This window comes from Enterobacter mori, assembly GCF_025244905.1.
Taxonomy (GTDB): Bacteria; Pseudomonadota; Gammaproteobacteria; order Enterobacterales; family Enterobacteriaceae; genus Enterobacter; species Enterobacter mori_A.
This window is the reverse complement of the sequence record NZ_CP104285.1, coordinates 3,385,575-3,411,913: the sequence shown is the minus strand read 5'-3', so window position 1 is coordinate 3,411,913 and position 26,339 is coordinate 3,385,575. Positions and strand designations below refer to the sequence as shown.

The window sequence follows — 26,339 nt, the reverse complement described above, 5'->3', positions numbered from 1 at the left end:
AACCCCAAACCCCTCTGCCTGTGCAGGGGGGTTTTTATTTCCTTACTTCCCCTCACCCAACCGATACGCCAGCGCCACCACCAGCGACTGCACCAGGCACAGCGTTGCCGACTGAGACCGGAACGCATCCACCTGCGCCTCTTTCACCACAAAGCAGAGATCGCTGAATGTTGCCAGCGGGCTTATCTGGCTGTCCGTAATCACAATCTGTCGCGCGCCGACGCTGGCGGCAGTTTCGCTGACCATCACCGTCTCTTCCGCGTACGGCGAGAAGCTGATCGACACTACGATGTCGCGCGCCTTAATGCGGCTGATCTGCTCGCGCAGCATCCCGCCCATGCCGTCGAGCAGGATAGGGCGACACTCCAGGTGGCTCAGGGCGTAGGTGAGGTAGGCCGCGACGCTAAAGGAACGACGCAGTCCGGCGATGTATATGGTGTCGGCATCTGCCAGCAGCTGTACCGCGCGCTCCAGCATTTCCGGTTCGGCGCGGGCGGCCAGCTGCTGCAGCGCCTGGGCGTTTGAACGGGCGAATTCCTGTAGAATATCGAGCGGCGTTTCCGGCACGGCCTCGCTCTCCATTTCGCGGAACAGCCGGGCGCGGTCACTGTAGCTGGCGGTCTCCTCCACCAGGTTCATGCGAAACAGCTGTTTCATTTCGTTGAAGCCGGTGAAGTCAAAGGCGTTGGCAAAGCGGATCAGCGTCGAGGGCGGCACGTCGGCGCGCTCGGCAATGACGGCAACCGTATCGAAGGCCACGCTGTTGGTGTTATCCAGCACGTAGCGGGAGACCTGCTGCAGCCTCTTGCTCAGGCTATCGTAGCGATCGCGGATTTGCTGCTGCAGTTCGTTCAGGCTGGTTGCTGTCGTCATCTTATCCCCCAAATACAGTCTGATGATTCTAAACGCAAAACCGCGTCTTTTAAATGTCGGCCATCCATCTGGCAGCAAAAATGAAACAGAAAATTCAGTCATTTCCTCGCCCGAAATCCCTTAATAGCGCATGCGGCGTCAGTGGTGCTGGCTGTTAACATAAAAATCCATCCTTGATCACAATAATCATCATTTATTTTATTTCAACTTAAAATGGAATATTTGTTTCATATATAGTGTCCAGTACACAGTGTTCAGGTCACAGTCACGTATCAACAGCGAGAGGTTAAGGATGGAGACGGTAGCGAATTTTATTCACGGCGAATGTGTCACCGGTTCAGGCCAGCGCGTTCAGGCGATCTTCAACCCGGCCACCGGCGAGCAGATACGCCAGGTGGTGATGAGTACGGCACAGGAAACGGAGCAGGCGATCGCCGCCGCGCAGCAGGCGTTTCCGGCGTGGGCGCGTCATGCTCCGCTTAAGCGCGCGCGCGTGATGTTCCGCTTTAAGGCGCTGCTGGAGGAGAACATGGAGCGCCTGGCCCGCCTCATCAGCGAAGAGCACGGCAAGGTCTTCTCCGACGCGGTGGGCGAACTGACCCGCGGCCTGGAAGTGGTGGAGTTTGCCTGCGGTATTCCGCATCTGCAAAAGGGCGAACACTCGGCGAACGTCGGTACCGGCGTGGACAGCCACTCGCTGATGCAGCCGCTTGGGGTCTGCGTCGGGATCACGCCGTTTAACTTCCCGGCGATGGTGCCGATGTGGATGTTCCCGATTGCGCTGGCGACCGGCAATACCTTCGTGCTGAAACCGTCGGAAAAAGATCCTTCTCTGGCGCTCGCGCTGGCGCAATTGCTGAAAGAGGCTGGCCTGCCGGACGGCGTCTTCAACGTGGTGCAGGGGGATAAAGAGTCCGTTGACGTCCTCCTGACCGACCCGCGCGTGCAGGCGGTGAGCTTTGTCGGCTCCACGCCGATTGCCGAATACATTTACCAGACCGCGTCCGCCCACGGGAAGCGCTGTCAGGCGCTGGGCGGCGCGAAAAATCACTGCATTTTAATGCCGGATGCCGACATGGAGATGGCGACCAACGCCATCATGGGCGCGGCCTACGGCGCGGCGGGTGAGCGCTGCATGGCGCTCTCGGTAGTGCTGGCGGTGGGGGATAACACCGCCGATGACCTCTGCGCCCGGCTGGAAAAACAGATTTCCGCGCTGCGCGTTGGGCCGGGTCTCGACCAGACGCCGGAAAACGAAATGGGGCCGCTCATCTCCTCCGCGCACCGCAGCAAGGTGCTGGGCTACATCGAGAGTGGGGAAACGCAGGGAGCGAAACTTCGCGTGGACGGCCGCAGCTTCAGCGTGAAGGGCCACGAGCAGGGCTATTTTGTCGGGCCGACGCTGTTCGATAACGTCACCCCGGAGATGACCATCTATAAAGAAGAGATTTTTGGCCCGGTGCTTTCTGTGGTGCGCGTAGCAGATTACGCCAGCGCGGTGGATCTGATTAACCGCCATGAATATGGTAATGGCTCGGCGATCTTCACCCGCGACGGCGGCTGCGCGCGCCGCTTCTGCGAAGAGGTGCAGGCGGGCATGGTGGGGGTCAACGTGCCGATCCCGGTGCCGATGGCATTCCACAGTTTCGGTGGCTGGAAGCGCTCCATCTTCGGCGCGCTCAACGTCCACGGCAGCGACGGCGTGCGTTTCTACACCCGAATGAAAACCATCACCGCGCGCTGGCCGGAAATGCAGCAGGAGACAGGCGCTGCGTTCTCCATGCCGACGCTGGGCTGACAGGAGGCGTTATGCAAACCGAACGTATGACCATGGCCCAGGCGCTGGTCCGGTTCCTTAATCAACAGTACGTCAGCGTGGATGGCCACGAAGCGCCTTTCGTGGAGGGCGTGGCCACCATCTTTGGGCACGGCAACGTGCTGGGTATCGGCCAGGCGCTGGAGCAGGACCCCGGCCATCTGCAGGTGATGCAGGGCTGCAACGAGCAGGGCATCGCCCACATGGCGACGGGATTCGCCAAACAGCACCGCCGTCAGCGCATCTTTGCCGTCACCTCCTCCGTCGGGCCGGGGGCCGCCAATATGGTCACGGCGGCGGCCACCGCCACGGCGAACCGCATCCCGCTTTTACTATTGCCGGGCGATATCTACGCCAGCCGCCAGCCGGACCCGGTGCTACAGCAGATCGAGCAGTATCACGATCTCAGCATCAGCACTAACGACTGCTTCCGTCCGGTCTCCCGCTACTGGGACCGCATCAACCGCCCGGAGCAACTCATGAGCGCCATGTTAAGCGCGATGCGAACGCTTACTGACCCGGCAGATACCGGTGCGGTGACGATTTGCCTGCCGCAGGACGTGCAGGGGGAAGCCTGGGATTACCCGCTAAGCTTCTTCGCGCGTCGCGTACACCACATCGAGCGCCGTCCGCCTGACCCGCAGCGCCTGGCGCAGGCGCGGGCGCTGATTGCCCGCAAGCGTCGCCCGCTGGTGGTGTGCGGCGGCGGCGTGCGCTACTCCGGCGCGCATAAGGCGTTTCGCGAATTCGTCGAGACGCTGCAGCTGCCGTTTGCCGAAACCCAGGCCGGAAAGGGGGCGTTGGTAAGTGACCACCCACTTAACCTCGGTGGCGTAGGCGTGACGGGCGGGATGGCGGCCAACCAGCTCGCCCCGCAGGCTGATCTGGTGATTGGCATCGGCACGCGCCTGACCGACTTTACCACCGGCTCCAAGGCGCTCTTTTCCCATCCGGACGTCGAATTCCTGCTGCTGAACGTGGCCGAGTTTGACGCCCTGAAGCTGGACGCCACGGCGCTGATTGCCGACGCTCAAACCGGGCTCCAGGCATTGACCCACGCGCTTGGCGAGTATCGCAGCGGCTGGGGAGAGGCGATCGCCGAAGTCAAATCCGCCTGGCGCGACGAGTGCCGCCGCCTCTGGGATCGCCAGTGGCGTCCTGACGACGCGCCTGAAGTGGCGGGGCACCTGGATGCGCAGCTGGCGGAGTACGGCGAGACGCTCAACACCCGCCTGACCCAGACGCGGGTGCTGGGGCTGATCAACCAGCATATTGAAGATAACGCCGTCGTGGTGGGTGCGGCTGGTTCGCTGCCGGGCGATTTACAGCGTCTCTGGCAGGTCAAAACGCCGGACAGCTATCACCTGGAGTACGGCTACTCCTGCATGGGCTACGAGATTGCGGCAGCCATCGGCGTGAAGCTCGCCAGACCCGAACTGCCGGTGTACGCCATGGTGGGGGATGGCTCCTACATGATGCTGCACTCCGAGCTGCAAACCGCCGTTCAGGAGGGCATTAAAGTCACCGTTCTGCTGTTTGATAACGCCAGCTTCGGCTGCATTAACAACCTGCAGATGGGGCACGGCATGGGCAGCTTTGGCACGGAAAACCGCCATCGCAACCCGGAAAGCGGGCGGCTTGACGGGCCGCTGGTGAAGGTCGACTTCGCGCAAAACGCGGAAAGCTATGGCTGCCGCGCGTGGCGGGTGAACGATGAGCAAAGCCTGCTGGCGGCGCTGGAGGCGTCACGCGCGCATCCGGGCCCGACGCTGCTGGACATCAAGGTGCTGCCGAAGACCATGACCCACGACTATGCCTCGTGGTGGCGAACCGGTGATGCGCAGGTGGCGAAGTCGTCTGCCGTGCGTGAGGCCGCGGAGCAAACGCAGGCGCAGGTGAAAAAAGCCCGTCAGTATTAAGTTTTTCCGCCGTTACGAAATTTTCATTTCATTTTTATTTTTCCTCTCACCCCAGCCCTCTCCCCAAAGGGGAGAGGGAGAAAAGACCGCGCCGTACCGTCCCCTCTCCCCTTTGGGGAGAGGGTTAGGGTGAGGGGCACATCTCCCGCGATGTTGTGAGATTGATAACAAAATTTATCTCATTCATCTCAAAAGTGTTAACCCACACTCAAAAACATAATTTTCACTATTTATAAAAATGAAATAAATGTTTTATTTATAGAGTCGTTAGTTCACAGCATTCACCAACACCGGGAGCCGTTATGTTTAACATTGCTTTACTGGGCGCTGGCCGAATTGGCCAGGTACATGCAGCTAACATCGCCAGCCACGGCGCGACCACGCTCTGGTCCGTGGTTGACCCGAATCAGGAATTTGCCACCCGTCTCGCCACGCAGTATCAGGCCCGCCAGCAGAACCTGATTGAGGCGATGACCGACCCTAACGTTCATGCCGTGCTGATCGCCTCCGCCACCGATACCCACGCGGACCTGATTGAAATGGCCGCCCGCCACGGTAAGGCCATCTTCTGCGAAAAGCCGGTACACCTTGACCTCGCCCGCGTGCGCGACTGCCTGAAGGTGGTCAAAGAGTACGACGTGCCGCTGTTCATCGGCTTTAACCGCCGCTTCGACCCGCAGTTCCGCCGCGTGAAAACCGACGCGCAGGCCGGGCGCATCGGCAAACCGGAATCGCTGCTGATCATCTCCCGCGACCCGTCACCGCCGCCTGCTGAGTACGTGCGCGTCTCCGGCGGCATGTTCCGCGATATGACCATTCATGACTTTGACATGGCCCGTTTCATCATGGGCGAAGAGCCGGTGTCGGTGTATGCCCAGGGCAGTAACCTGGTGGATCCGGCGATTGGCGAGGCGGGGGATATCGACACCGCGTTTATCGTTCTGAAATACGCCTCCGGCGCGATGGCGACCATCGTTAACAGCCGCCGTTCATCTTACGGCTACGACCAGCGCCTGGAGCTGCACGGCTCCGAAGGGCTGCTGTGCGCGGGCAATATTCTGGAAAACCAGGTGCAGCACTACGGCAAACAGGGCTGCACCAGCGCGCTGCCGGAACACTTCTTCCTGCAGCGCTACAAATCCGCTTACGCCGCGGAATGGGAACACTTTGTTGCGGTCCTGCGCGGCGAAGCGGTGCCTGACTGCAGCGGCGATGATGGTGAACGTGCGCTGTACCTTGCGGATAAAGCGCTGGAGTCACTGCGTAGCCAGCGTGAGATCGTCCTCTAAACACCACAACCCTACACAGAGAGACATAATAATGAAAAAACTGATCGTAGCCGCCCTCATCGCCATGACGTCCGGGGCCGCCCTCGCCGAAAACGAGCAAATTGTTTTCAGTACGCCAAATCTGGCCATGCCGTTTGAAGTTCACATGCAGCGTACGGCGGTGAAAGCCGCAAAAGAGATGGGCGTGAAGCTTCAGGTGCTGGACGGGCAGGGCAGCTCACCAAAACAGGTGGCTGACCTGGAAAACGCCATCACCCGCGGGGCGCAGGGCTTTATCGTCTCCCCGAACGACGTGAACGCGGTCTCAAGCGCGGTGGATGAAATTCAGGATGCGAAGCTGCCGATCGTCACCCTTGACCGCTCCGTCGACAGCCAGAAGAAGGTGCCGCACTTTGGCGCCAACAACTACAAAGGCGGCCAGGCAATTGGCGACTTCGTCAAAACCAAATTTCCCGACGGTGCGGAAATCATTCTGCTGACCGGCCAGCCGGGCTCCTCCTCTAACATCGAACGCACCAAAGGGATCCGCGATAGCCTGAAGGCGGGCGGGGATAAGTACAAGATTGTCGCCGATCAGACCGGCAACTGGATGCGTTCGGAAGGGATGCGCATCGTTGAAAGCGTGCTGCCTTCGCTGCCGAAACGCCCGCAGGTGATCCTCTCCGCCAACGACGATATGGCGCTGGGCGCGATTGAAGCGCTGCAGAGCCAGGGCGTGAAGCCGGGCGAAATCCTCGTGACCGGGTTTGATGCGGTGCCGGAAGCGCTGGCCCGCGTGCGCGACGGCTGGCTGGCGGTAACGGCGGATCAGCGTCCGGGCTTTGCGGTGAAGACGGCGATGAGCCAGCTGGTGGCCAACGTGCGCGAGAAAAAAGCCATCACCGGGGCCGACTACCCGCCGACCCTGATCACCAAAGAGAACCTGCAGCAGGCTGAGCGTATCGGTGAGGCCGGTAATTAATATGTCCCGAGCCGCCTTTGGCGGCTCATCATGAGGAGGAGCAGACTGATGTTGCAACCCTTACTGAAAGTGACCGACCTGGCAAAAAGCTTTTCCGGCGTCTGGGCGCTGAGCAGCGCTCAACTGACCGTCGGCAGCGGAGAAATTCACGCCCTGCTGGGGGAAAACGGTGCGGGGAAATCCACCTTGCTGAAGGCGCTCGCGGGCGCGCAGCCGCAAACGCGCGGGGATATCTGGTTCAACGGCGAAACGCTGCCGGTGGATGACTCCCCGGTGGAGCGCCAGAACAAGGGCATTATCACTATCTATCAGGAATTCAACCTGCTGCCCAACATGACCGTTGCGGAAAACATGTTTCTCGGACGCGAGCCGCGTAAACGTAGCCTGATCGTCGATGAAAAGGCGGTAAACCAGGAGGCGCAGGTCATTCTCGATTACCTGCAGCTGAACGTTGCGCCGACCACGCCGGTCGCCCGTCTGAGCGTGGCCCAGCAGCAGATGGTGGAGATCGCCCGGGCGCTGACCCTCAACGCCAGGCTAATCATTATGGACGAACCGTCCGCCGCGCTGAGCGACAGCGAGGTGGAAAGCCTGCACCGCGTGGTGCGGGAGCTTAAAAACCGCGGCGTGAGCATTATTTACGTTACCCACCGGCTGCACGAAGTTTTCCAGCTCTGTGACCGCTTCACCGTTTTTCAGGACGGCCGCTTCACCGGCACCGGCGCGGTGGTGGAGACCAACGTAGAGCAGCTGATCCGCCTGATGGTCGGACGCGACGTGGCCTTTAATCGCCGCCCTGCCAGCGAAACGCATCATGAAGACAAACCCGTCCGCCTGGCGGTGAAGGGGCTGAGCCGCGAAAAGCCGCCGCTGGATCCGCACGGCATCGCCCTGCACGACATCAGCTTCCACGTCCACGCCGGGGAAGTCTTAGGCATTGCCGGGCTGGTGGGCGCGGGACGTACCGAAGTGGCCCGCTGCCTGTTTGGTGCAGACGCGTTTACCTCGGGGAGCTTTGAGCTGGACGGCGTGCCGTACCAGCCGCGTGACCCGCTTTATGCCCTCGACCACGGCGTGGCGCTGGTGCCGGAAGACCGCAAAAAAGAGGGGGCGGTGCTGGGGCTGTCGATTCGCGACAACCTGTCGCTCTCCTGCCTCTCCTCGCTGCTGCAGTGGCGCTGGTTCGTGAACACCCGCAAAGAGGACGATCTGATTGAGTCCTACCGCCAGGCGCTGCAGATCAAAATGGTCAACAGCGCGCAGGAGGTGCGCAAACTCTCAGGCGGTAACCAGCAAAAAGTGATCCTCGCGCGCTGCATGGCGCTCAACCCGCGGGTGCTTATCGTCGATGAGCCGACGCGCGGTATCGACGTGGGGACCAAATCGGAAGTGCACCAGGTGCTGTTTGATATGGCGAAAAAGGGCGTGGCGGTGATCGTGATCTCCTCCGATCTGCCTGAAGTGATGGCGGTGTCTGACCGGATCATCACCCTCAGCGAAGGTCGGGTGACCGGCGAGATCCACGGTGACGACGCTAACGAAGAACGGCTGATGACGATGATGGCCATCAACCACAACGCCCTGAACGCGGCATAACGGAGTTTCTCATGACGCAGATGATTTCTAAAACGCAGGTCCCGGTCAAACGCGCCGGTCGCATCGATCCCATCGCCTTCTTCGAGCGCTTCGGGGTGCTGATTTTCATGATCCTGCTGCTGATCTTCTTCCAGTCGCAGAACAGCAACTTTTTCTCTGAACGCAATATTTTCAACATCCTGACCGAAGTGTCCATCTACGGGATCATGGCCGTGGGGATGACCTTCGTTATTCTGACCGCCGGGATCGACCTCTCCGTGGGCTCCATTCTGGCGGTGTGCGCCATGACCGCGGCGTACGTGATCAAAGGCGACAACTTTACCACCGTCGACCCGAACGCCTGGGGCGGCATGAGCTGGCTGATCGGGCTGGGGATTTGTCTGGCCATGGGCACGGCGATTGGCTTCCTGCACGGCCTGGGCGTCACCCGCCTGCGCCTGCCGCCGTTTATTGTCACCCTCGGCGGCATGACCATCTGGCGCGGCCTGACGCTGGTGATCAACGACGGTGCGCCGATTGCCGGTTTCGACCCTGGCTACCGCTGGTGGGGACGCGGGGAGCTGCTCGGCATCTCTATTCCTATCTGGATCTTCGCCATCGTCGCCGTCGGCGGCTATCTGGCGCTGCATAAAACCCGCTGGGGCCGCTTCGTCTACGCCATCGGCGGCAACCCGGAGGCGGCACGCCTGGCGGGGGTGAACGTGAAGCGCGTGCTGGTCAGCGTCTACGTGCTGATCGGCTGTCTGGCCGGGCTGGCGGGCTTCATCCTGAGCGCGCGTTTGGGAAGCGCCGAGGCGGTGGCCGGGATCTCCTTTGAGCTGCGCGTCATTGCCTCGGTGGTGATCGGCGGCACCTCGCTGATGGGCGGCTACGGGCGCATCGGCGGCACCATTATCGGCTCCATCATCATGGGGATTCTGATTAACGGCCTGGTGTTAATGAACGTCTCGGCCTACTACCAGCAGATTATCACCGGATTAATTATCGTTCTGGCGGTGGCATTCGATACCTATGCCAAGAGCCGTCGCGGCGCACTGTGAGGATCGCAATGAAAGAGGTTCGTATTGGATTAATTGGCACCGGGTATATCGGCAAGGCACACGCTATCGCCTATGCCCAGGCCCCGACGGTGTTCAACCTGCGCGGCAGGCTGGTGCGCGAGATGGTGGCGGAAGTCACGCCGGAGCTGGCGGCAGAGCGCGCGCAGGCGTTTGGCTTCAACCGCTCCACCGGGGACTGGCGGGCGCTGGTGGCCGACCCGGCCATTGACGTGGTGGATATTTGTTCACCCAACCATCTGCATAAAGAGATGGCGCTGGAGGCGATCCGCCACGGCAAGCACGTTTACTCGGAGAAGCCGCTGGCGCTTAACGCCCACGATGCACGCCAGATGGTCGACGCCGCGAAGCGGGCAGGGGTGAAAACGCTGGTGGGGTTCAACTACATGAAGAACCCGACGGCGCAGCTGGCGAAGGAGATTATCGCGCGCGGCGAGATTGGTGAGGTGATCCACTTCTACGGCACCCACAACGAAGACTATATGGCCGACCCGCTGTCGCCCATTCACTGGCACTGCTTTAAAGAGACCGCCGGGCTGGGGGCGCTGGGGGATCTCGCGGCGCACATCGTCAATATGGCGCAGTACCTGGTGGGGGAGATTGAGCAGGTCTGCGGCGATCTGAAGATCGTGGTCCCGGAACGCCCGGCGAAGGCCGGATCGTCAGAGATGATTGCCGTCGAAAACGAGGATCAGGCCCACGCGATGGTGCGCTTCGCGGGCGGGGCGCAGGGTGTGATTGAAACCTCCCGCGTCGCCTGCGGCCGCAAGATGGGGCTTTCGTACGTCATTACCGGAACGAAAGGCGCCATCAGCTTCACCCAGGAGCGCATGGCGGAGCTGAAGCTCTATCTGCATGACGATCCGGTGAACCGTCAGGGGTTCCGCACGCTGCTCGTTGGCCCGGCGCACCCGGACTACGGCGCGTTCTGCATGGGGGCGGGCCACGGGATTGGCTTTAACGATCAAAAAACGGTGGAGGTGCGCGACCTGGTGGACGGGATTGCCGCCGACGCGCCGATGTGGCCGGACTTCGAAGAGGGCTGGAAGGTGTCTCGCGTGCTGGACGCGATTGCACTCTCGCACCGGGAAGGCCGCTGGCTGAACGTGAACGACATTGTCTGAAGAGGGTTCAACGTGGAAAAGCAGTTTGATGTGATATGCATGGGCCGCGTGGCGGTAGACCTCTACAGCCAGCAGATTGGCGCCCGTCTGGAAGATGCGTCGAGCTTCGCCAAATACCTCGGCGGCTCGTCCGGCAACGTGGCGTACGGCACCGCGCGCCAGGGCCTGCGCTCGTCGATGCTGGCGCGCGTCGGCGATGAACATATGGGCCGCTTCCTGCGGGAAGAGCTTAACCAGGTGGGCTGCGATACCAGCCATCTGATTACTGATAAAGACCGCCTCACGGCGCTGGTGCTACTCGGCATTAAAGACCGGGACACCTTTCCTCTGATTTTTTATCGCGATAACTGCGCGGACATGGCGATTACCGCCAGCGATGTGGACGAAAGCTACATTGCCTCCGCACGGTGTCTTGCCATCACCGGGACTCACCTTTCTCATCCTCAGACCCGCGACGCGGTGCTGACGGCGCTGGGCTCTGCTCGCCGCCATGGCGTTCGTACGGTGCTGGACATCGATTATCGTCCGGTGCTGTGGGGGCTGACCGCTTTAGGCGACGGCGAAACGCGCTTTATCGCCGCCGATAAGGTCACCCGCGAGCTGCAGGAGGTGCTGCACCTCTTTGACGTCATTGTCGGTACCGAAGAGGAGTTTCACATTGCGGGCGGCAGCACGGATACCCTGCAGGCGCTGGGGCAGGTGCGCGCCGTCAGTGAAGCAACGCTGGTCTGCAAGCGCGGCGCGCTCGGCTGCTCGGTCTATACCGACGCCATTCCGCCCCGGCTGGACGACGGCCTGACGGTGACCGGCGTGCGCGTGGAGGTGCTGAACGTCCTCGGGGCGGGGGACGCGTTTATGTCCGGCCTGCTGCGCGGCTACCTGAACGACGAAGGCTGGGAGCAGGCGTGCCGCTACGCTAACGCCTGCGGCGCGCTGGTGGTCTCGCGCCACGGCTGCGCCCCGGCGATGCCGAGCAAAATCGAGCTGGATGACTATCTCTCCCGCGCCGAGAATGTGCCGCGCCCGGATCTTGACCCGCATCTTAACCATCTCCACCGGGTGACCACTCGCCGCCGCGAATGGCCGGAGCTGTGCGTGATGGCCTTCGACCACCGCAGCCAGCTTGAGGATATGGCGATGCAGTGCGGCGCGTCGCTTAAGCGCATTCCGGCGCTGAAGCAGCTGATCCTGCAGGCCAGCCGCGAGGCGGCGAGCCGCGCCGGGCTGGAGGGCAAAGCAGGTCTGCTGTGCGACGGCACCTTTGGTCAGGATGCGCTGAACGCGATCACCGGGGAAGGGTGGTGGATTGGGCGCCCCATCGAGCTGCCGGGCTCGCGTCCGCTGGAGATGGAGCATGGCAACATCGGCACCCAGCTTATCAGCTGGCCGCAGGAGCACGTGGTGAAGTGCCTGGTCTTTTTCCACCCGGAAGATGCCCACGGCCTGCGCCTGGAGCAGGAGCAGAAAATTGCCGAGGTGTACCACGCGTGCTGCCAGTCCGGGCACGAGCTGCTGCTGGAGGTGATATTGCCCGCGACCATGCCGCGCAGCGACGAGCTCTACCTGCGCGCCATCTCCCGCTTCTACAACCTCGGCATTTACCCCGACTGGTGGAAACTGCCGCCGCTCTCCGCTGAAGGCTGGATGGCGCTGAGCGAGATCATCGAACGCCGCGATCCGCACTGCCGCGGGGTGGTGATCCTCGGCCTGGACGCCCCGGCGGAACAGCTGCGCGCCGACTTCAGAGCCGCAGCGGGGCAGACGGTAGTGAAAGGCTTTGCCGTGGGGCGCACGCTGTTTGGCGATGCCTCTCGCGCGTGGCTGAAGCACGATATTGACGATGCGCAGCTGGTGGCGCGCATCCGGGACAACTACCTGCAGCTTATCGCCTGGTGGCGCGAGCGCGGACACGCATAATGGAGACGACAATGAGTGTGCAATTAGGCATTAACCCGCTGACGTGGACGAACGACGATCTGCCTTCTCTTGGCGCGGAGACGTCGCTGGAGACCTGTCTGAGCGAAGGTAAAGAGGCCGGTTTTGCCGGTTTCGAATTGGGCAATAAATTCCCACGCGAAGCGCGCCTGCTTGGCCCCATCCTGCAGCGCCACGACCTACAGCTGGTCTCCGGCTGGTACTCCGGTCGCCTGCTGGAACGCAGCGTGGAGGAGGAGATTGCCGCCGTGCAGTCCCACCTGACGCTGCTGCGCGAGCTGGGAGCGAAGGTGCTGGTCTTTGCGGAAGTGAGCGGCTGCATTCACGGCGAGCAGCAGACCCCGGTGCATCTGCGCCCGCGCTTCCCGCAGGCGCGCTGGAAGGAGTATGGCGAGAAGCTCACCGAATTTGCCCGCTACACCCAGCAGCAGGGCGTGCAGATTGCCTACCATCACCATATGGGCACGGTGATTGAATCTGCCGAGGACGTGGACAACCTGATGACCCACACCGGCGAAGAGGTTGGACTGCTGCTGGATACCGGTCATCTGACCTTTGCCGGAGCCGATCCGCTGGCGGTGGCGCAGCGCTGGGCGTCGCGCATCAACCATGTTCACTGCAAAGACGTGCGTGCCGACGTGCTGGCGGACGTGAAAAACCGCAAAACCAGCTTCCTCGATGCGGTGCTGAGCGGCGTGTTTACCGTGCCGGGCGATGGCAGCGTCGATTACCCGCCGATTATGCGGCTGCTGAAAGCGCAGGACTATCACGGCTGGCTGGTGGTGGAGGCGGAGCAGGATCCGGCGATTGCCCATCCGCTGACCTACGCCCGTCTGGGGTATAACAACCTGAGCCGCCTGGCGCGCGATGCCGGACTGATTTGAGGAGGGGACATGTCACGTCTGTTATCACGCTGGCAACAGCCGAACGCGGAGGGGCGCACCCAGTCCGTCACGCCGGAAAGCGCAGGGTGGGGCTATGTCGGCTTCGAGGCGTATGAGCTGCAGGAGGGGCAGACGCTGACGCTGCCCGCCGTCAGCGAAGAGCGCTGCCTGGTGCTGGTCGCCGGACGCGCCTCCATCAGCACGCCTTCCGCGCGGTTTAACGACATCGGCGAGCGGATGAGCCCGTTCGAGCGCATTAAGCCCTGGGCGGTGTACGTCACTCCGCAGGAGACGGTGCAGGTGAAGGCCCTGACGAGGCTGGAACTGGCGGTCTGCGCCGCCCCCGGCAAAGGCACGTATCCGACGCGACTGATTGCGCCGCAGGATATCGCCGGCGAAGCGCGCGGCAAAGGTCACAACCAGCGCTACGTGCATAATATTTTGCCGGAAGATAAGCCTGCCGACAGCCTGCTGGTGGTGGAGGTGTGGACCAACGAGGGCTGCACCAGCTCGTATCCGAGCCACAAGCACGACACGGATAACCCGCCGCAGGAGACGTATCTGGAGGAGACCTACTACCATCGCCTCAACCCGGAACAGGGGTTCTGCATGCAGCGCGTCTACACCGACGACAGAACGCTGGATGAGTGTATGGCGGTCTATAACCGTGACGTGGTCATGGTGCCGAAGGGCTACCATCCGGTGGCGACAATGGCAGGGTATGACAGCTATTACCTCAACGTGATGGCCGGGCCGGTGCGCAAATGGATGTTCACCTGGGAAGAGGACCACGCGTGGATTAATCGGGATTATCCCGGCGCTAGCAGGGACTGAAGCAGCCTTTGTTGCCGGGTGGCGCTGCGCTTACCCGGCCTACGAAACGGCTTTTTTTGCCGGGTGCGCTGCGCTTACCCGGCCTACGAAACGGCTTTTTTTGTCGGGTGGCGCTGCGCTTACCCGACCTACGAAACCGTAGGCCCGTGCAAGCGCAGCGCCGCCGGGCAAAAATTGCGCTCACCGCATCCGCCAGGCCTGCTCAATCGTGCGGGCGATAGCCTCCGGCTGGCTTACCATCGACACGTGGCTTGCCGTCACCTCGGCGGTTTTCGCATGGATCGTCTTTGCCATCGCCCGTTCAAGATCGGGGTTGATCATTCGGTCATTGTTGCTGACCACAAACCAGCTCGGTTTATCATGCCACGCCGCGTGGGTCACCTTTTCACCAAACGCATCGGCCTTAATTGGCCCCTGCGTGGCCGCGATTGTGGTTTGTTCATCAGGCTTCACATCCGGCGCGAAATCCTTCCTGACGGCGTCAGTTGGCAGGTATAAATAGCCGTCCGCCGTTTTAGCAATGTCCGCGCTGCCCGGCGGTGCAGGGTAGCTTCCTGCCAGATCTGCCGTCGACTGGCCGGAATCCGGCGCGAACGCCGCCACATACACCAGCGATTTCACCCGCGCATCGTTGCCCGCCTCGCTAATCACGGTGCCGCCCCAGGAGTGACCCACCAGCACCACGTCCCCCTGCGCGCGGGCGATGGCCCGCTTTGTGGCCGCAACGTCATCGTTGAGCGACGTGAGCGGGAGCTGGACGGCAATGACCTCGGCGTGCTGTTTCTGCAACAGGGTAATCACCTTATTCCAGCTGCTGCCGTCGGCAAACGCGCCGTGCACCAGCACAACGCTGGTTTTACTCTGTGCGAAGGCGCTGGCGGAAAGCGCCAGCAGGCCTGCCGTCAGTACAGACAGTGCTTTCATCTTCAGACTCCTTAAAAATGGTGGACCGCCGCGTGGGGCGGTACGGTGAATTCAAGGGTTTTGTGGTCGAGCGGCTTATGCGTCGGGTCGGCCAGAATAATCGTCACCTTGTGCTTACCGGCGGGCAGCCCCACCAGGATCACAGGCTCGCCGCTGGCGTCCGCCCAGTGCCACGGTGCGTCATCCACCACCACGTGAATGTGCCCGATGTGCGGGGTGACCTTGAGCGCGTCGGGCCCGAATACCGGCTCGATGCGCAGGTTTTCGGCACGGTACTGGATAAACACCGCGCCTTTGCTCAGCGGCCCGGCAAGCGGGGGATCGACGATCAATTTTGCGGGCGGTTGCGGGTGTTCCAGTGGGGCAACGGCGGCGGGGCCGTTGACATCGGCGGCGCTAAGATTGTCCAGCGGTGCGGCCTCGGCATGTGCTACAGATGCCAGGACAAGCAAGGGTATAAGTGCATAACGACGAATCATCGGTCTTTCCTCCGGTTATGAATGGCGACAGGGAAAGAAAACCATTTTTATGTATCGGAGATATTTGCCGGAGGCGACGTTTTGTACCCGTTTGTCAGCGTGGTGCTCTGGATACAGTGCGATACACTTTGCCTGCCGGGACGGCGCACAATCGCTATCGCCAGCCCGGCAATCAACAGCGTCAGCCCCGTTGATACCCACATTGCGCCTGCGATCCCCAGCGTTTTATTCAGCCACGCATAGGCAAACGGTGAGGCTGCCGCCGTCAGCTGGCCGGGGATAAGCAGCATGCCGGTGCGGCGGGCATAGCTTTCGGTGCTGAACAGTTCCAGCGGCAGCGTGGCTTTCACGATGGTGACCAGCCCGTTGATGGCGCCGTAACCCAGCACAAACCCGGCTGCGCACCAGACAAACTGGGAACTGCTTAGCCCAACCAGAAAGCAGAGCGGCATGGCGAGCGCGGTGAAAAGCGTGAGTTTGACGGGGGTTAAGCGGGCACCCGCCATGACCTCCAGCGAGCGAGCAGCCGTCTGGCCGATCCCCCACAGCATGCCGATGGCGACCGGCAGGCCGAAGCTGGCGATAAACTCCGGCAGATGGGTGGAGGTGCCGTTCGAGACAAAGGTGATGAGGGCAATGAAGGCGGCATAAAGCCAGCCGTTATGTCGTTCATTGCGTTGAGGCGGCGCGGCGGTTTTCGCGGTTACCGTCAACCGCTGGTGGGGAAGCGTTCGAATCAGCATCGCGCTCAGCAGGCCGAAGAGAGCATAGACGTGTAGCGCCTCCTGCCAGCTCATAACCTTAAGCAGACCATCGCCCAGCGGCCAGAAGACGGCGGAAGCCAGCCCGCCCGCCAGCGTGACGCGTGAGATCGTTCTTCGCGCCTGCTGTCCGTAGAGATTCACCAGCGCGGCGAACAGCGCATCGTACAGCGACAGGCGCATCCCGACGCCGCACAGTAGCCAGGCGCAGTACCAGCCAGACAGCGTCTGGGTATACGCCATCCCTGCGCAGCTAGCGGCAATCAGCAGCGTGCCGCTCATCACCGTCTTTTGGCCGCCAAAGCGCGCCAGCAGGCGGGCGACAAACGGCGAAACCGCCGCCATCACCAGCATCGCCAGCGTCAGGCCAAGGTAAATCTGCGGTGACGACCAACCCCGGTCGGCTGAAATCGCCAGCGCAAAAGTGCCGGGCATATAAAACGAGATCCCCCAGTTGATGAGCTGATTGCACCCGGCAGTGAGGGCGAGGTGGCGAGGCAGGGCAGGTGTTTCCATTGTCTTTCATTCCGTTATGCAGTTGTCCAGAGCATAGCGAGCGCGGTATTGTGCTGGCAGGTCAGAAACCTTATGCGCGGTATAAGAGAAACTTTGAATGACGACGCTTAATCTGGGCTATCTCGCGACATTCCGTCTGGTGATCCAGCGCGGCAGCTTTTCAGCGGCGGCGGATGTGCTGGGTATTTCCCAGCCCGCCGTCAGTCTGCAAATACGCCAGCTGGAGCAGTTTCTGCAAACGCGTCTGGTGGAGCGTACCGGGCGGGGGATTAAAGCAACGGCTGCCGGGCAAGCCTTGCTGATACACGGTGAGCGCATCGAACAGGCCGTCGATGAAACCCTTCGTTCCGTTAGCGCGTTCAATCACGATGTCAGCGGTACCATTACGCTTGGCACGGGCGCGACCGCCTGTATTCATCTTCTGCCGCCATTGCTGCAGCAACTGCGCAGTGACTATCCGCTTTTACGCGTAGGCGTGACGACGGGCAATACGCTCGATATTGTTCGCGCCATTGAAGAAAACCGACTCGATATGGGACTGGTGACGCTGCCCGTCAGCGGGAGGGCGCTGGACGTGATGCCAGTGATGGACGAAGAATTCGTGTTTATCGCGTCGCTGGAGCAGCAGGCGATGTTTACAGACTTAAGGCCTGATGCACTCCATACGCAACCGCTGATTGCCTTTGAGTCGGGCAGCGGAACCCGGGCATTGATTGACGGCTGGTTTGAGGCAAGTGGTTTAACGATTGCACCGGCTATGCAACTCGGCAGCATTGAGGCTATCAAACGGATGGTGCGTTCGGGGCTTGGCTACAGCATCGTGCCGAAAATGGCGGTGGAGCAGAGGGCAGACCGTGAAGGATTATGCGTCAGTTCTCTTTCGCCCGTACTGCAACGGCAGCTGGCTGTGGTGATGCGTCAGGATAAGATCCTTAGCAAAGGAATTTCAGGCATTATTCGGATCCTACAACAGCATCCGGAACGCTAGCGTTCGGGCGTTTCGACGGTCAGGCTGGATTGCTGCGACTGGATTTTGTCCTGGTGGTGATACCAGGCGCCGATGGAGGAGTAAACAAAGCGGCCAAAGAAAAACAGGAAGCTGATGAGCAGTATGATGCGGGTCATCCGGGTGTTAAATCGGTGTCGTTTGTGCATACGCGTGGCCTGACTCACTGTGTTTTTCCTGGGTATACCCTTCCGGGCGATGCGGATATTAAGGCACAGCGGGAAGAAAGGGTCAATTCTGCGATATGTAAATAACCGTCAATGTTTACATTAACTCATGTTATTAAAAATAATATATCTATTTATCGTATTGATAAGTTCAGGAAAAAGAGTCTCAAAAAATCTGAGAAAGATTTATTTGAATATATTAGTTTGATTTATGTCAACGGTTTCCCTGCGCCGATAATTAAAATCCCTCCTCCACTGCGTCCGTTCCGTACATTGCCGGACGACGAGTATGTCAGGTTGGATGCCTGTCTTCTTATACCCTCTGGAGCGAAAGGGTTTTAAACGGGCATCTATGAAAATTCTCCCTTTCCTGAAAAAAAATAAAGATCGCTGGTGGGCTCTGCCGTTTATATTACCCATCACGCTGTTGCCTGTTTGCAGTATGGTAAATACCTTCGCGCAACTGGGCGACGGTATTGTGACACTTTACTATCTGCCTCTCTTTTTCCTGCTTTCACTGATGATGTTTTTTGGTCTGGAAGCCCTTCCCGGGATCGTGTTGGCGCTGTTTTTCCGTTACTACGCGTCTGTTGGGATGTTTGAAACGGTCGCTGGGATATTCCATTTTATCATCCCTTTGGTGCTCAGCTGGGGCGGTTACCGCGTGTTTGCCCCACGACGCAATATGACGGCCTATGGGGATATACGGCTGATGTCGCAGCGCATTTTCTGGCAGGTTTTCTGTCCGGCAACACTGTTTTTGCTGCTGTTTCAGTTTGCGGTTTATCTTGGCATTTATGAGAGCCGTCAGAGCCTCGCGGGATTAAACCCCCTTAACATTCGAACGCTCATTAACTATCAGGCGCTGCTGGTCAGCGGACTGACCGGCGTTCCGCTGAGCTATCTGCTCATTCGCCTGATACGCCATCCTCGCTACTTTAACGGGCTTATGTCCCAAATCCGCGTCCAGATTGACAAAAAAGTGACGGTCCTTGAGCTGTTGATTTGGACTATCGCACTGGTTGGGCTGCTTTCGCTGCTGCTGCTGCCGATGAATGAAAACAGCTCAATTTTCAGCACTAACTACACCTTATCGTTACTGATGCCCGTGATGCTCTGGGGAGCAATGCGTTTTGGCTATAAGCTGATGTCGATAATCTGGACGCCGGTGCTGCTGGTGTCGATTCACTTTTTCTACCGCTACATTCCGCTGCACCAGGCCTATGACATTCAGCTGGCCATTACCTCATCCAGCTATCTGGTCTTTTCGTTTGTGGTGATTTATATGTCGATGCTGGCGACATGCCAGCGTGCCGTGAATACGCGATCCCGCAGGCTGGCGCTGCTCGACCCTGTGGTGCACATGCCCAACCTGCGCGCGCTGTCGCGCGAGCTTGCTAAAAACCCCTGGTCTGCGCTGTGCTTGCTGCGTATCCCTGAGCTGGAAGTGCTGGGGCGCAACTACGGTGTACTACTGCGCATTCAGTACAAGCAGCAGCTGGCGCACTGGATTAATGGCACACTTCAGCACAATGAGCGGGTCTATCATCTGACCGGTTGCGACCTGGCGGTGAGGCTCAACGCCGAGTCGCATCAGCAGCGTATTGATACTCTGGATGAACATATCAAGCAGTTCCGCTTTCTCTGGGACGGCATGCCCTTGCAGCCTCAGGTGGGCGTCAGTTACTGCTATGTCCGCTCACCGGTTAACCATCTCTATCTGGTGCTGGGTGAGCTGGGTGTGGTGGCCGATCTGTCGCTTTCCTCTAACCATCCGGAAAACCTTCAGCAGCGTGGTGCCGTCCATCTGCAGCGCAGCCTGAAGGATAAAGTCGCGATGATGAGCCGCCTGCAAAAGGCGCTCGATAACGACGCATTCACGCTGCTCGCTCAGCCTGTCCGCGGCCTGCGTGGTGATAGCTATCATGAAGTCTTACTGCGGATGGCAGACGCAAACGGTGTATTGATCTCGCCTGATCAATTCCTGCCCGTCGCCCAGGAGTTTGGGCTCTCTTCGCGGGTGGACCTGTGGGTGCTTGAGCATACGTTGCGCTTCCTGGCCGCGCATCGCGAAAGGCTGCCCGGCCAGCGTTTTGCCATTAATCTGGCTCCTCCAACGGTGTGTCGGGTACAGTTCCCGATCGAGGTGAGTCGCCTGCTGGCGAAATACGCCATTGAGCCGTGGCAGCTAATTTTTGAAGTCACGGAGTGCAGCACCTTCTGCAATGCGGAGCAGGCGCTACATATCCTCCGGCAGCTGCAAAAAATGGGGGTGCGCATTGCGATTGATGATTTTGGTACTGGCTACGCGAGCTATGCGCGGCTGAAAAGCGTGGACGCCGACATCCTCAAAATCGACGGCAGCTTTATTCGCAACATCGTCAACAACAGTCTGGATTATCAGATAGTGGCGTCGATTTGCCATCTGGCGCGAATGAAGAACATGCTGGTGGCGGCGGAGTATGTGGAAACTGAAGAGATACGTAGCGCGGTATACGCGCTAGGTATCGATTATGTACAGGGTTATCTGATCGGCAAGCCGGTTGCTCTTGAATCCTTGCCTGAAGAGGAGGCGTCTCAGGCAGACGCCTGAGACATTACGCGGCGACGTCGGCGCTCTCTTCTTCAATTTTGAGCAGCCAGCCGGTGACAGCTTCCCAGTACTGTTGCTCTTTTTCCAGGTCCAGCAGGACCAGCGCGTTCTGGCTAAACCAGTCGTGCGGGAAGCTCAGCGTCCAGTGGTGGTCGTCTGTTTTCAGCTTTAACGTTGGGGGCGTCGTCGTCGCCTGACGCTGGTTATTCAGCAGCACGCCCAGACGCAGCAGCTGAATAAGCGGCAGGAACTGCTTTTTCTTGAACAGCGTAAAGCGCGGCAGATCGTCGAGCTTGATGGCTTTACGGTGGTAACGCACCAGGGTGGCCATCATGGTCTGCTGCTCCTGATTAAAGCCGGGCAGATCGCTGTTTTGCAGGATATAGGCCGAATGGCGATGCATCCCGCTGTGATTGATGTTCAGCCCCACCTCGTGCAGCATCGCGGCCCATTTCAACAGCGCAGCAAGCTGCGGATGCGCAAGTTTAGGGTTCTGCTCCTGCCACTGATCGTACATCTGCTCCGTGGTTTCCAGTACGCGCTTCGCCTGCTCGCGGTCGATGTTGTACTGGTTCGCCAGGCTCTGCGCGGTGCGGCTGCGAATGTCCTGATGGCGGAAGCGGCCCTCCATCTCATACAGCACGCCTTCACGGAGCGCGCCGTCTGAAAGACGCAGTTCCTTAATCGCCAGCGCATCAAACACGCCGCACAGGATCGCAAGCCCTGGTACGAAGACTGATTTTCGCTCATCGGACAGGCCCGGCAGGCTCAGGGCGTCGAAGCTTTTATGCTTCAGCACTTCTTCGGTGAGCAGAACCAGACGCTCAGGGGTAATAATTCCGTCTTTTTCACCCATTGCCAGCAGCACTTCATGGGCGGCTTTAATCGAGCCGGATGCGCCCAGCGCCACGTTCCAGCCCTGAATGCGATACTGCCACGCCAGGTTTTCCAGCTTCTGGATAGCGGCCATGCGCGCGCGCTGGAAGTTTTCGCGGGTGATGGTGCCGCCCGGGAAATACATCTGCGCGAAGCTCACGCAGCCCATGCGGCGGCTTTCCACCAGACGCGGCTCGAAGTCTTCACCAATCACCAGCTCCGTTGAGCCGCCGCCGATGTCGATCACCAGCTTGCGGCCTTTCTCCGGCTGCGTATGCTCAACGCCCATAAAAATCAGGCGCGCTTCTTCGTTACCGGAGATGATCTCAATCGGGTAGGGGATAACCTTCTCTGCGCGCTTGAGAAACTCCGGCGCATTCAACGCCTGACGCAGCGTATGCGTTCCCACGATGCAAACGCTGGAGGGTGAAAAACCCTGCAGGCGTTCCGCAAACAGCGACAGGCAGTTTAAGCCGCGCTCCATCGCCTCTTCGCTGAGCATGCTGCGCGCGTCCAGACCATCGGCCAGATGCACGCGCTGCTTCAGACGACCGATGATCTGTAACGCACCATCCACCTCACGGGCGATGACCATGTGGAAACTGTTTGAACCAAGATCGACCGCGGCGAACTCCTGCGGTCGTGGCGTATTATCATTTATCGGCATAGGTTAATCGGGTTGCTCGAGTGATTTGATGTAATCGTAAATCGCCAGCTGTGACCGCACTTTTCGGCGATTGCCGCGCGGTACATAGCGATTACTGAGTTCTTTGTCGATATAACGTGCTTTCACCGTATCGCTAAACAAAATCTCGATAATATCGAGGATCTGCTGTTTCAGGCGCGGGTCCAACAGCGGAGCCGCTACTTCAATTCTGTAATCAATATTGCGCGTCATCCAGTCTGCAGAAGAAAGATAAACCCGCTTGTCGCCAGCATTATCGAAAATGTAGATTCGGTCATGTTCCAGATAGCGGTCAACGATGCTGATCACGCGAATATTGTCGCTGATGCCTTCCAGTTCCGGGATCAGCGAACACATACCGCGGATCAGCAGATTAACCGGTACACCGGAGCTGGACGCCGCATATAGCCTGTCCACCAGACCTTTATCGACGAGGTTGTTGAGCTTCAGCGTGATGCCCGACGATAACCCGTTCTGCGCGTTGGCGATCTCTTTGTCGATCATATCGTACAGCAGGCGGCGCGAGTTCTGCGGTGACACCAGCAGGTAGTCGAAGCTGACCGGACGGTACGGGTTCTCGATAAAGTTGAATACCCGACGCACTTCGTTGGTGATGCGCGCATCGGCGGTTAAGAGCGAGTAGTCGGTATAAATACGCGCGGTTTTCTCGTTAAAGTTCCCGGTACCGATGTGGGCGTAACGCACCACGTCGTCTCCTTCTTTACGGGAGATCAGGAACAGCTTGGCGTGAATTTTCAGCCCTGGCGCGGAGAAGATAACGTGCACGCCCGCTTCCGTCAGACGGCGCGCCCAGTGGATGTTCGCCTCTTCGTCAAATCGTGCCTGCAGCTCGACCACGACCGTCACTTTCTTGCCGTTGTGCGCCGCGTGGATCATCGCGTCGATGATGCGGGAATCTTTTGCTACGCGGTAAATGTTGATTTTTATCGCCAGCACGTTCGGGTCGAACGACGCCTGACGCAGCAGCTCCAGCACGTGTTCAAAGGTGTGGTACGGATAGTAAAGCAGGACATCGCGCTCGCGGATGGCGTCGAATCCGTTACGGAATTTATCGAACCAAAGATGGCGCAGGCGCGGCAGCGGTTTGTTCACCAGATTGGCTTTGCCGACGTTCGGGAAGCCAATAAAGTCTTTAAAGTTGTGGTAGCGCCCGCCGGGAATGATCGAGTCGTAGCGGGAGATGGTCAGCTTCTCGCGCAGCATTTCAACCATCGCGTCCGGCATATCGCGCTGATAGACGAAGCGGACCGGCTCGGCTGTCAGACGCTGCTTGAGGCTGGAGGACATCAGCTCCATCAGGCTGGCTTCCATCTCGTGCACCAGGTCATATTCGGCGTCGCGGGTCATCTTCATCGAATAGGCATTTAACGCATCGTAATCGAAGAAGCCTTTAAAGATGTCGTCCAGGCAGTAGCGCAGGATGTTATCCAGCAGGATCATCGGCTTGCGACGGCGCGGGGTTTCCGGCGGCAGGTTCACAAAGCGAGGAACCTTATCGGACGGGATCTCCAGCAGCGCGTAGCTGATATTCTCACCGCGAATAATTTCGACCGCCAGATAGGTGTAATCGTCCTTCAGGAACTGGACCAGATCGGTTTCGCGGTTAATCAGAATTGGGGTGATGTGCTGGCGCAGATAGTGTTTAAAGTAGTGGCGCAGCCAGGTCTGTTGATTTGCGGAGAGCTGGCGTTCGTTAATCAGGAAGATTTGGTTGCGCGCCATTTCCAGCAGCAGCTCGTTGTAGAGGCCATCAAATTCCTGATCGGCTTTCATGACGCGAGACTGGATTTTTCCAAGCAGATGGCGCGAGTGGGAATTTAACCCCTGCTCTTCGCTGATGATGATCCGCCGCTTCAGTTCGGCAAAGCGAACCTTATAGAACTCATCCAGGTTGTTGGAATAAATGCCCAAAAAACGCATACGCTCGATCAGCGGGTTACTTTTGTCTGCCGCTTCCTGGAGTACACGCTCGTTGAATGCTAACCAGCTTAGCTCTTTCTCGATATATAACTTTTCCTGACCCATTACAGCTCACACTCCAGTTCAATCACAGGACGTGGTAAATCCGTCTCGTCCTTATTATGGCGAGCATTTCCACGATATGTCCAACAGTGCCAGAAAAGTATGACAGTTATTTTTTTGTTGGGGAATTTAGAGGGTTGGGGAAGGGATTGTCGGGTGGCGCTGCGCTTACCGCGACCTACGTGACCGTAGGCCCGTGCAAGCGAAGCGCCGCCGGGCAATACAAACAGATTACTCTTCGGCCGCATAACCCTGCGGGGGTAACTTCACGCCGTCCAGCCAGGCTGCGCCCTCGCGCATCTCCAGACGCCCCTCAACAAACCAGCTTACCACCAGCGGGTAAATGGCGTGTTCCTGAGTCTGTACGCGTTCGGTCACGTCGTCTTCGTTGTCACCTTCAAAGACCGGGACTTTGGCCTGCAGGATCACCGGGCCACCGTCCAGTTCGTCGGTGACGAAATGGACAGAGGTGCCGTGCTCCTCGTCGCCGTTTTCCAGCACCTGACGATGGGTGTGCAGGCCCGGATATTTCGGCAGAAGAGAAGGGTGGATATTCAGCAGACGTCCGGCGAAGTGTTCAACAAAAGCCGGGCTCAGAATACGCATATATCCCGCCAGCACGACCACGTCCGGCGCGTAGGCATCAATCTCCTGAATCAGCTCGCGGTCAAAGGCTTCACGTCCGGCGAACTGGCTGGCTTCCAGCGCGTGCGCAGGAATGTTCGCTTCCCGCGCGCGCTCAAGGCCGAACGCGTCGGCCTTGTTGCTGAAGACTGCCCGAATGGTGCCATTGATTTTCTTCTGTTTGCAGGCGTCTATGATTGCCTGCAAATTGCTTCCGTTGCCGGAAATGAGCACCACGATGTTTTTCATTCAATGACCACACGCTGTTCGGAATCGGAAGCTTTAATCGTACCGATTTTCCACGCGTTTTCACCTTTTTCCGTCAGCAGCTTAACGGCTTTATCCGCTTCGCTTGCCGGCAGGGCGATAACCATACCTACGCCGCAGTTAAAGGTGCGGTACATTTCGTGAGAGCTCACGTTGCCTGCGGTCTGGAGCCAGTTGAAGACGGCTGGCCACTGCCATGAGGATTCGTCGATCACCGCCTGGGTGTTGTCCGGCAGAACGCGCGGGATGTTTTCCCAGAAACCGCCGCCGGTCAGGTGGGCAATGGCGTGAACGTCGACGCTCTCGATCAGTTCCAGCACGTTTTTCACATAGATGCGGGTCGGTGCCAGCAGATGGTCAGCCAGCGGTTTACCGTCCAGCTCGGTGGTCAGCGGGTCGCAGCCGCTCACTTCGAGGATTTTACGTACCAGGGAATAACCGTTTGAGTGCGGACCGCTGGAGGCCAGCGCGATCAGCACATCGCCGTCGGCCACTTTGCTGCCGTCGATAATTTCTGATTTTTCTACTACGCCGACGCAGAAGCCTGCGACGTCATAATCTTCACCGTGGTACATGCCCGGCATTTCAGCGGTTTCGCCACCGACCAGCGCACAGCCAGACTGCAGACAGCCTTCGGCGATACCGTTAATCACGCTGGCAGCGGTATCCACGTCCAGTTTGCCGGTCGCGTAGTAATCGAGGAAGAACAGCGGCTCTGCGCCCTGTACCACCAGATCGTTCACGCACATCGCGACCAGATCGATACCGATCGTGTCGTGACGTTTCAAATCCATCGCCAGGCGCAGTTTGGTGCCTACACCGTCAGTACCCGAGACCAGAACAGGTTCACGATATTTTTGCGGCAGTGCGCACAGCGCGCCGAAGCCACCCAGGCCACCCATCACTTCCGGGCGGCGGGTTTTCTTCACCACACCTTTGATTCGGTCAACCAGCGCATTACCTGCGTCAATATCAACACCGGCATCTTTGTAGCTGAGAGAAGTTTTGTTGGTCACGGCTTAAATCCCCACGCGATTGCATAGCTAGTAAGAAAAATCGGCGCAATTCTAACAGTCCAGGCAAACGTTTGCGAGCCTATTCTGGACGTG

21 protein-coding genes are annotated in these 26,339 nt (G+C 59.3%); 12 read left to right on the top strand and 9 right to left on the bottom strand.

What is annotated here, in order from left to right:
- Nucleotides 1–42: 42 nt before the first annotated feature.
- Nucleotides 43–873 carry a MurR/RpiR family transcriptional regulator gene (locus N2K86_RS16050; protein ID WP_008502123.1) on the bottom strand — a complete coding sequence of 277 codons (831 nt, stop codon included), beginning with the start codon at nt 871–873 and terminating at the stop codon, nt 43–45.
- A 292-nt stretch (nt 874–1,165) separates the two neighbouring features.
- On the opposite strand from N2K86_RS16050, the gene N2K86_RS16045 reads away from it, so the two are divergent.
- The 10 genes from N2K86_RS16045 to iolB all read left to right on the top strand — a co-directional run bounded on the left by N2K86_RS16045 (nt 1,166) and on the right by iolB (nt 14,289).
- A complete protein-coding gene (locus N2K86_RS16045; protein ID WP_260659268.1) occupies nt 1,166–2,671 on the top strand; it encodes a CoA-acylating methylmalonate-semialdehyde dehydrogenase in 1,506 nt (501 codons plus the stop codon).
- An 11-nt stretch (nt 2,672–2,682) separates the two neighbouring features.
- Nucleotides 2,683–4,608, top strand: a complete 1,926-nt coding sequence (gene iolD, locus N2K86_RS16040) for a 3D-(3,5/4)-trihydroxycyclohexane-1,2-dione acylhydrolase (decyclizing) (RefSeq protein WP_260659267.1) — start codon at nt 2,683–2,685, stop codon at nt 4,606–4,608.
- A 302-nt stretch (nt 4,609–4,910) separates the two neighbouring features.
- Complete coding sequence (gene iolG / locus N2K86_RS16035) at nt 4,911–5,897, top strand: inositol 2-dehydrogenase (RefSeq protein ID WP_260659266.1); 987 nt, start codon at nt 4,911–4,913, stop codon at nt 5,895–5,897.
- Nucleotides 5,898–5,928: 31 nt separating this feature from the next.
- Nucleotides 5,929–6,858, top strand: a complete 930-nt coding sequence (locus N2K86_RS16030) for a substrate-binding domain-containing protein (protein WP_260659265.1) — start codon at nt 5,929–5,931, stop codon at nt 6,856–6,858.
- 48 nt (nt 6,859–6,906) lie between these two features.
- On the top strand, nt 6,907–8,454 hold the full coding sequence (locus tag N2K86_RS16025; RefSeq protein ID WP_260659264.1) for a sugar ABC transporter ATP-binding protein: 1,548 nt from the start codon (nt 6,907–6,909) through the stop codon (nt 8,452–8,454).
- An 11-nt stretch (nt 8,455–8,465) separates the two neighbouring features.
- Entirely contained in the window at nt 8,466–9,494 is a 1,029-nt protein-coding gene (locus N2K86_RS16020) for an ABC transporter permease (RefSeq protein WP_260659263.1), read from the top strand.
- 8 nt (nt 9,495–9,502) lie between these two features.
- Nucleotides 9,503–10,636, top strand: a complete 1,134-nt coding sequence (locus N2K86_RS16015) for a Gfo/Idh/MocA family protein (protein WP_260659262.1) — start codon at nt 9,503–9,505, stop codon at nt 10,634–10,636.
- 12 nt (nt 10,637–10,648) lie between these two features.
- Nucleotides 10,649–12,553 (top strand): bifunctional 5-dehydro-2-deoxygluconokinase/5-dehydro-2-deoxyphosphogluconate aldolase, encoded by a 1,905-nt coding sequence (locus N2K86_RS16010; protein WP_260659261.1) that lies wholly within the window; start codon nt 10,649–10,651, stop codon nt 12,551–12,553.
- Nucleotides 12,554–12,564: 11 nt separating this feature from the next.
- Entirely contained in the window at nt 12,565–13,455 is an 891-nt protein-coding gene (iolE, locus tag N2K86_RS16005; RefSeq protein WP_260659260.1) for a myo-inosose-2 dehydratase, read from the top strand.
- 9 nt (nt 13,456–13,464) lie between these two features.
- Nucleotides 13,465–14,289, top strand: coding sequence for a 5-deoxy-glucuronate isomerase (iolB, locus tag N2K86_RS16000; protein ID WP_260659259.1), 825 nt, complete (start codon nt 13,465–13,467; stop codon nt 14,287–14,289).
- Nucleotides 14,290–14,469: 180 nt separating this feature from the next.
- Here the strand turns inward: iolB and N2K86_RS15995 are convergent, their stop codons facing one another.
- From N2K86_RS15995 to N2K86_RS15985, 3 genes are read right to left on the bottom strand one after another with little or no spacing between them, the layout of a single operon-like run.
- Complete coding sequence (locus N2K86_RS15995) at nt 14,470–15,213, bottom strand: alpha/beta fold hydrolase (protein WP_260659258.1); 744 nt, start codon at nt 15,211–15,213, stop codon at nt 14,470–14,472.
- An 11-nt stretch (nt 15,214–15,224) separates the two neighbouring features.
- Nucleotides 15,225–15,692 carry a DUF6130 family protein gene (locus tag N2K86_RS15990; RefSeq protein ID WP_260659257.1) on the bottom strand — a complete coding sequence of 156 codons (468 nt, stop codon included), beginning with the start codon at nt 15,690–15,692 and terminating at the stop codon, nt 15,225–15,227.
- 47 nt (nt 15,693–15,739) lie between these two features.
- The gene (locus tag N2K86_RS15985) at nt 15,740–16,969 is read right to left on the bottom strand and encodes an MFS transporter (RefSeq protein ID WP_260659256.1); all 1,230 of its coding nucleotides are present in this window, start codon (nt 16,967–16,969) and stop codon (nt 15,740–15,742) included.
- Nucleotides 16,970–17,066: 97 nt separating this feature from the next.
- On the opposite strand from N2K86_RS15985, the gene N2K86_RS15980 reads away from it, so the two are divergent.
- Nucleotides 17,067–17,957, top strand: coding sequence for a LysR family transcriptional regulator (locus tag N2K86_RS15980; protein ID WP_260659255.1), 891 nt, complete (start codon nt 17,067–17,069; stop codon nt 17,955–17,957).
- On the opposite strand, the gene N2K86_RS15975 is transcribed toward N2K86_RS15980, so the two are convergent.
- A complete protein-coding gene (locus tag N2K86_RS15975) occupies nt 17,954–18,142 on the bottom strand; it encodes a YfgG family protein (protein WP_260659254.1) in 189 nt (62 codons plus the stop codon). The genes N2K86_RS15980 and N2K86_RS15975 overlap by 4 nt on opposite strands.
- 352 nt (nt 18,143–18,494) lie before the next feature.
- On the opposite strand from N2K86_RS15975, the gene N2K86_RS15970 reads away from it, so the two are divergent.
- The gene (locus tag N2K86_RS15970) at nt 18,495–20,735 is read left to right on the top strand and encodes a sensor domain-containing phosphodiesterase (RefSeq protein WP_260659253.1); all 2,241 of its coding nucleotides are present in this window, start codon (nt 18,495–18,497) and stop codon (nt 20,733–20,735) included.
- A 4-nt stretch (nt 20,736–20,739) separates the two neighbouring features.
- Here the strand turns inward: N2K86_RS15970 and ppx are convergent, their stop codons facing one another.
- The 4 genes from ppx to purM all read right to left on the bottom strand — a co-directional run bounded on the left by ppx (nt 20,740) and on the right by purM (nt 26,246).
- The gene (gene ppx / locus N2K86_RS15965; protein WP_238458771.1) at nt 20,740–22,278 is read right to left on the bottom strand and encodes an exopolyphosphatase; all 1,539 of its coding nucleotides are present in this window, start codon (nt 22,276–22,278) and stop codon (nt 20,740–20,742) included.
- 3 nt (nt 22,279–22,281) lie between these two features.
- Complete coding sequence (gene ppk1, locus N2K86_RS15960) at nt 22,282–24,342, bottom strand: polyphosphate kinase 1 (protein WP_238458772.1); 2,061 nt, start codon at nt 24,340–24,342, stop codon at nt 22,282–22,284.
- A 228-nt stretch (nt 24,343–24,570) separates the two neighbouring features.
- A complete protein-coding gene (purN, locus tag N2K86_RS15955; RefSeq protein WP_260659252.1) occupies nt 24,571–25,212 on the bottom strand; it encodes a phosphoribosylglycinamide formyltransferase in 642 nt (213 codons plus the stop codon).
- Nucleotides 25,209–26,246, bottom strand: a complete 1,038-nt coding sequence (gene purM, locus N2K86_RS15950; protein WP_260659251.1) for a phosphoribosylformylglycinamidine cyclo-ligase — start codon at nt 26,244–26,246, stop codon at nt 25,209–25,211. The genes purN and purM overlap by 4 nt, the downstream gene beginning before the upstream one ends.
- Nucleotides 26,247–26,339 lie beyond the last annotated feature (93 nt).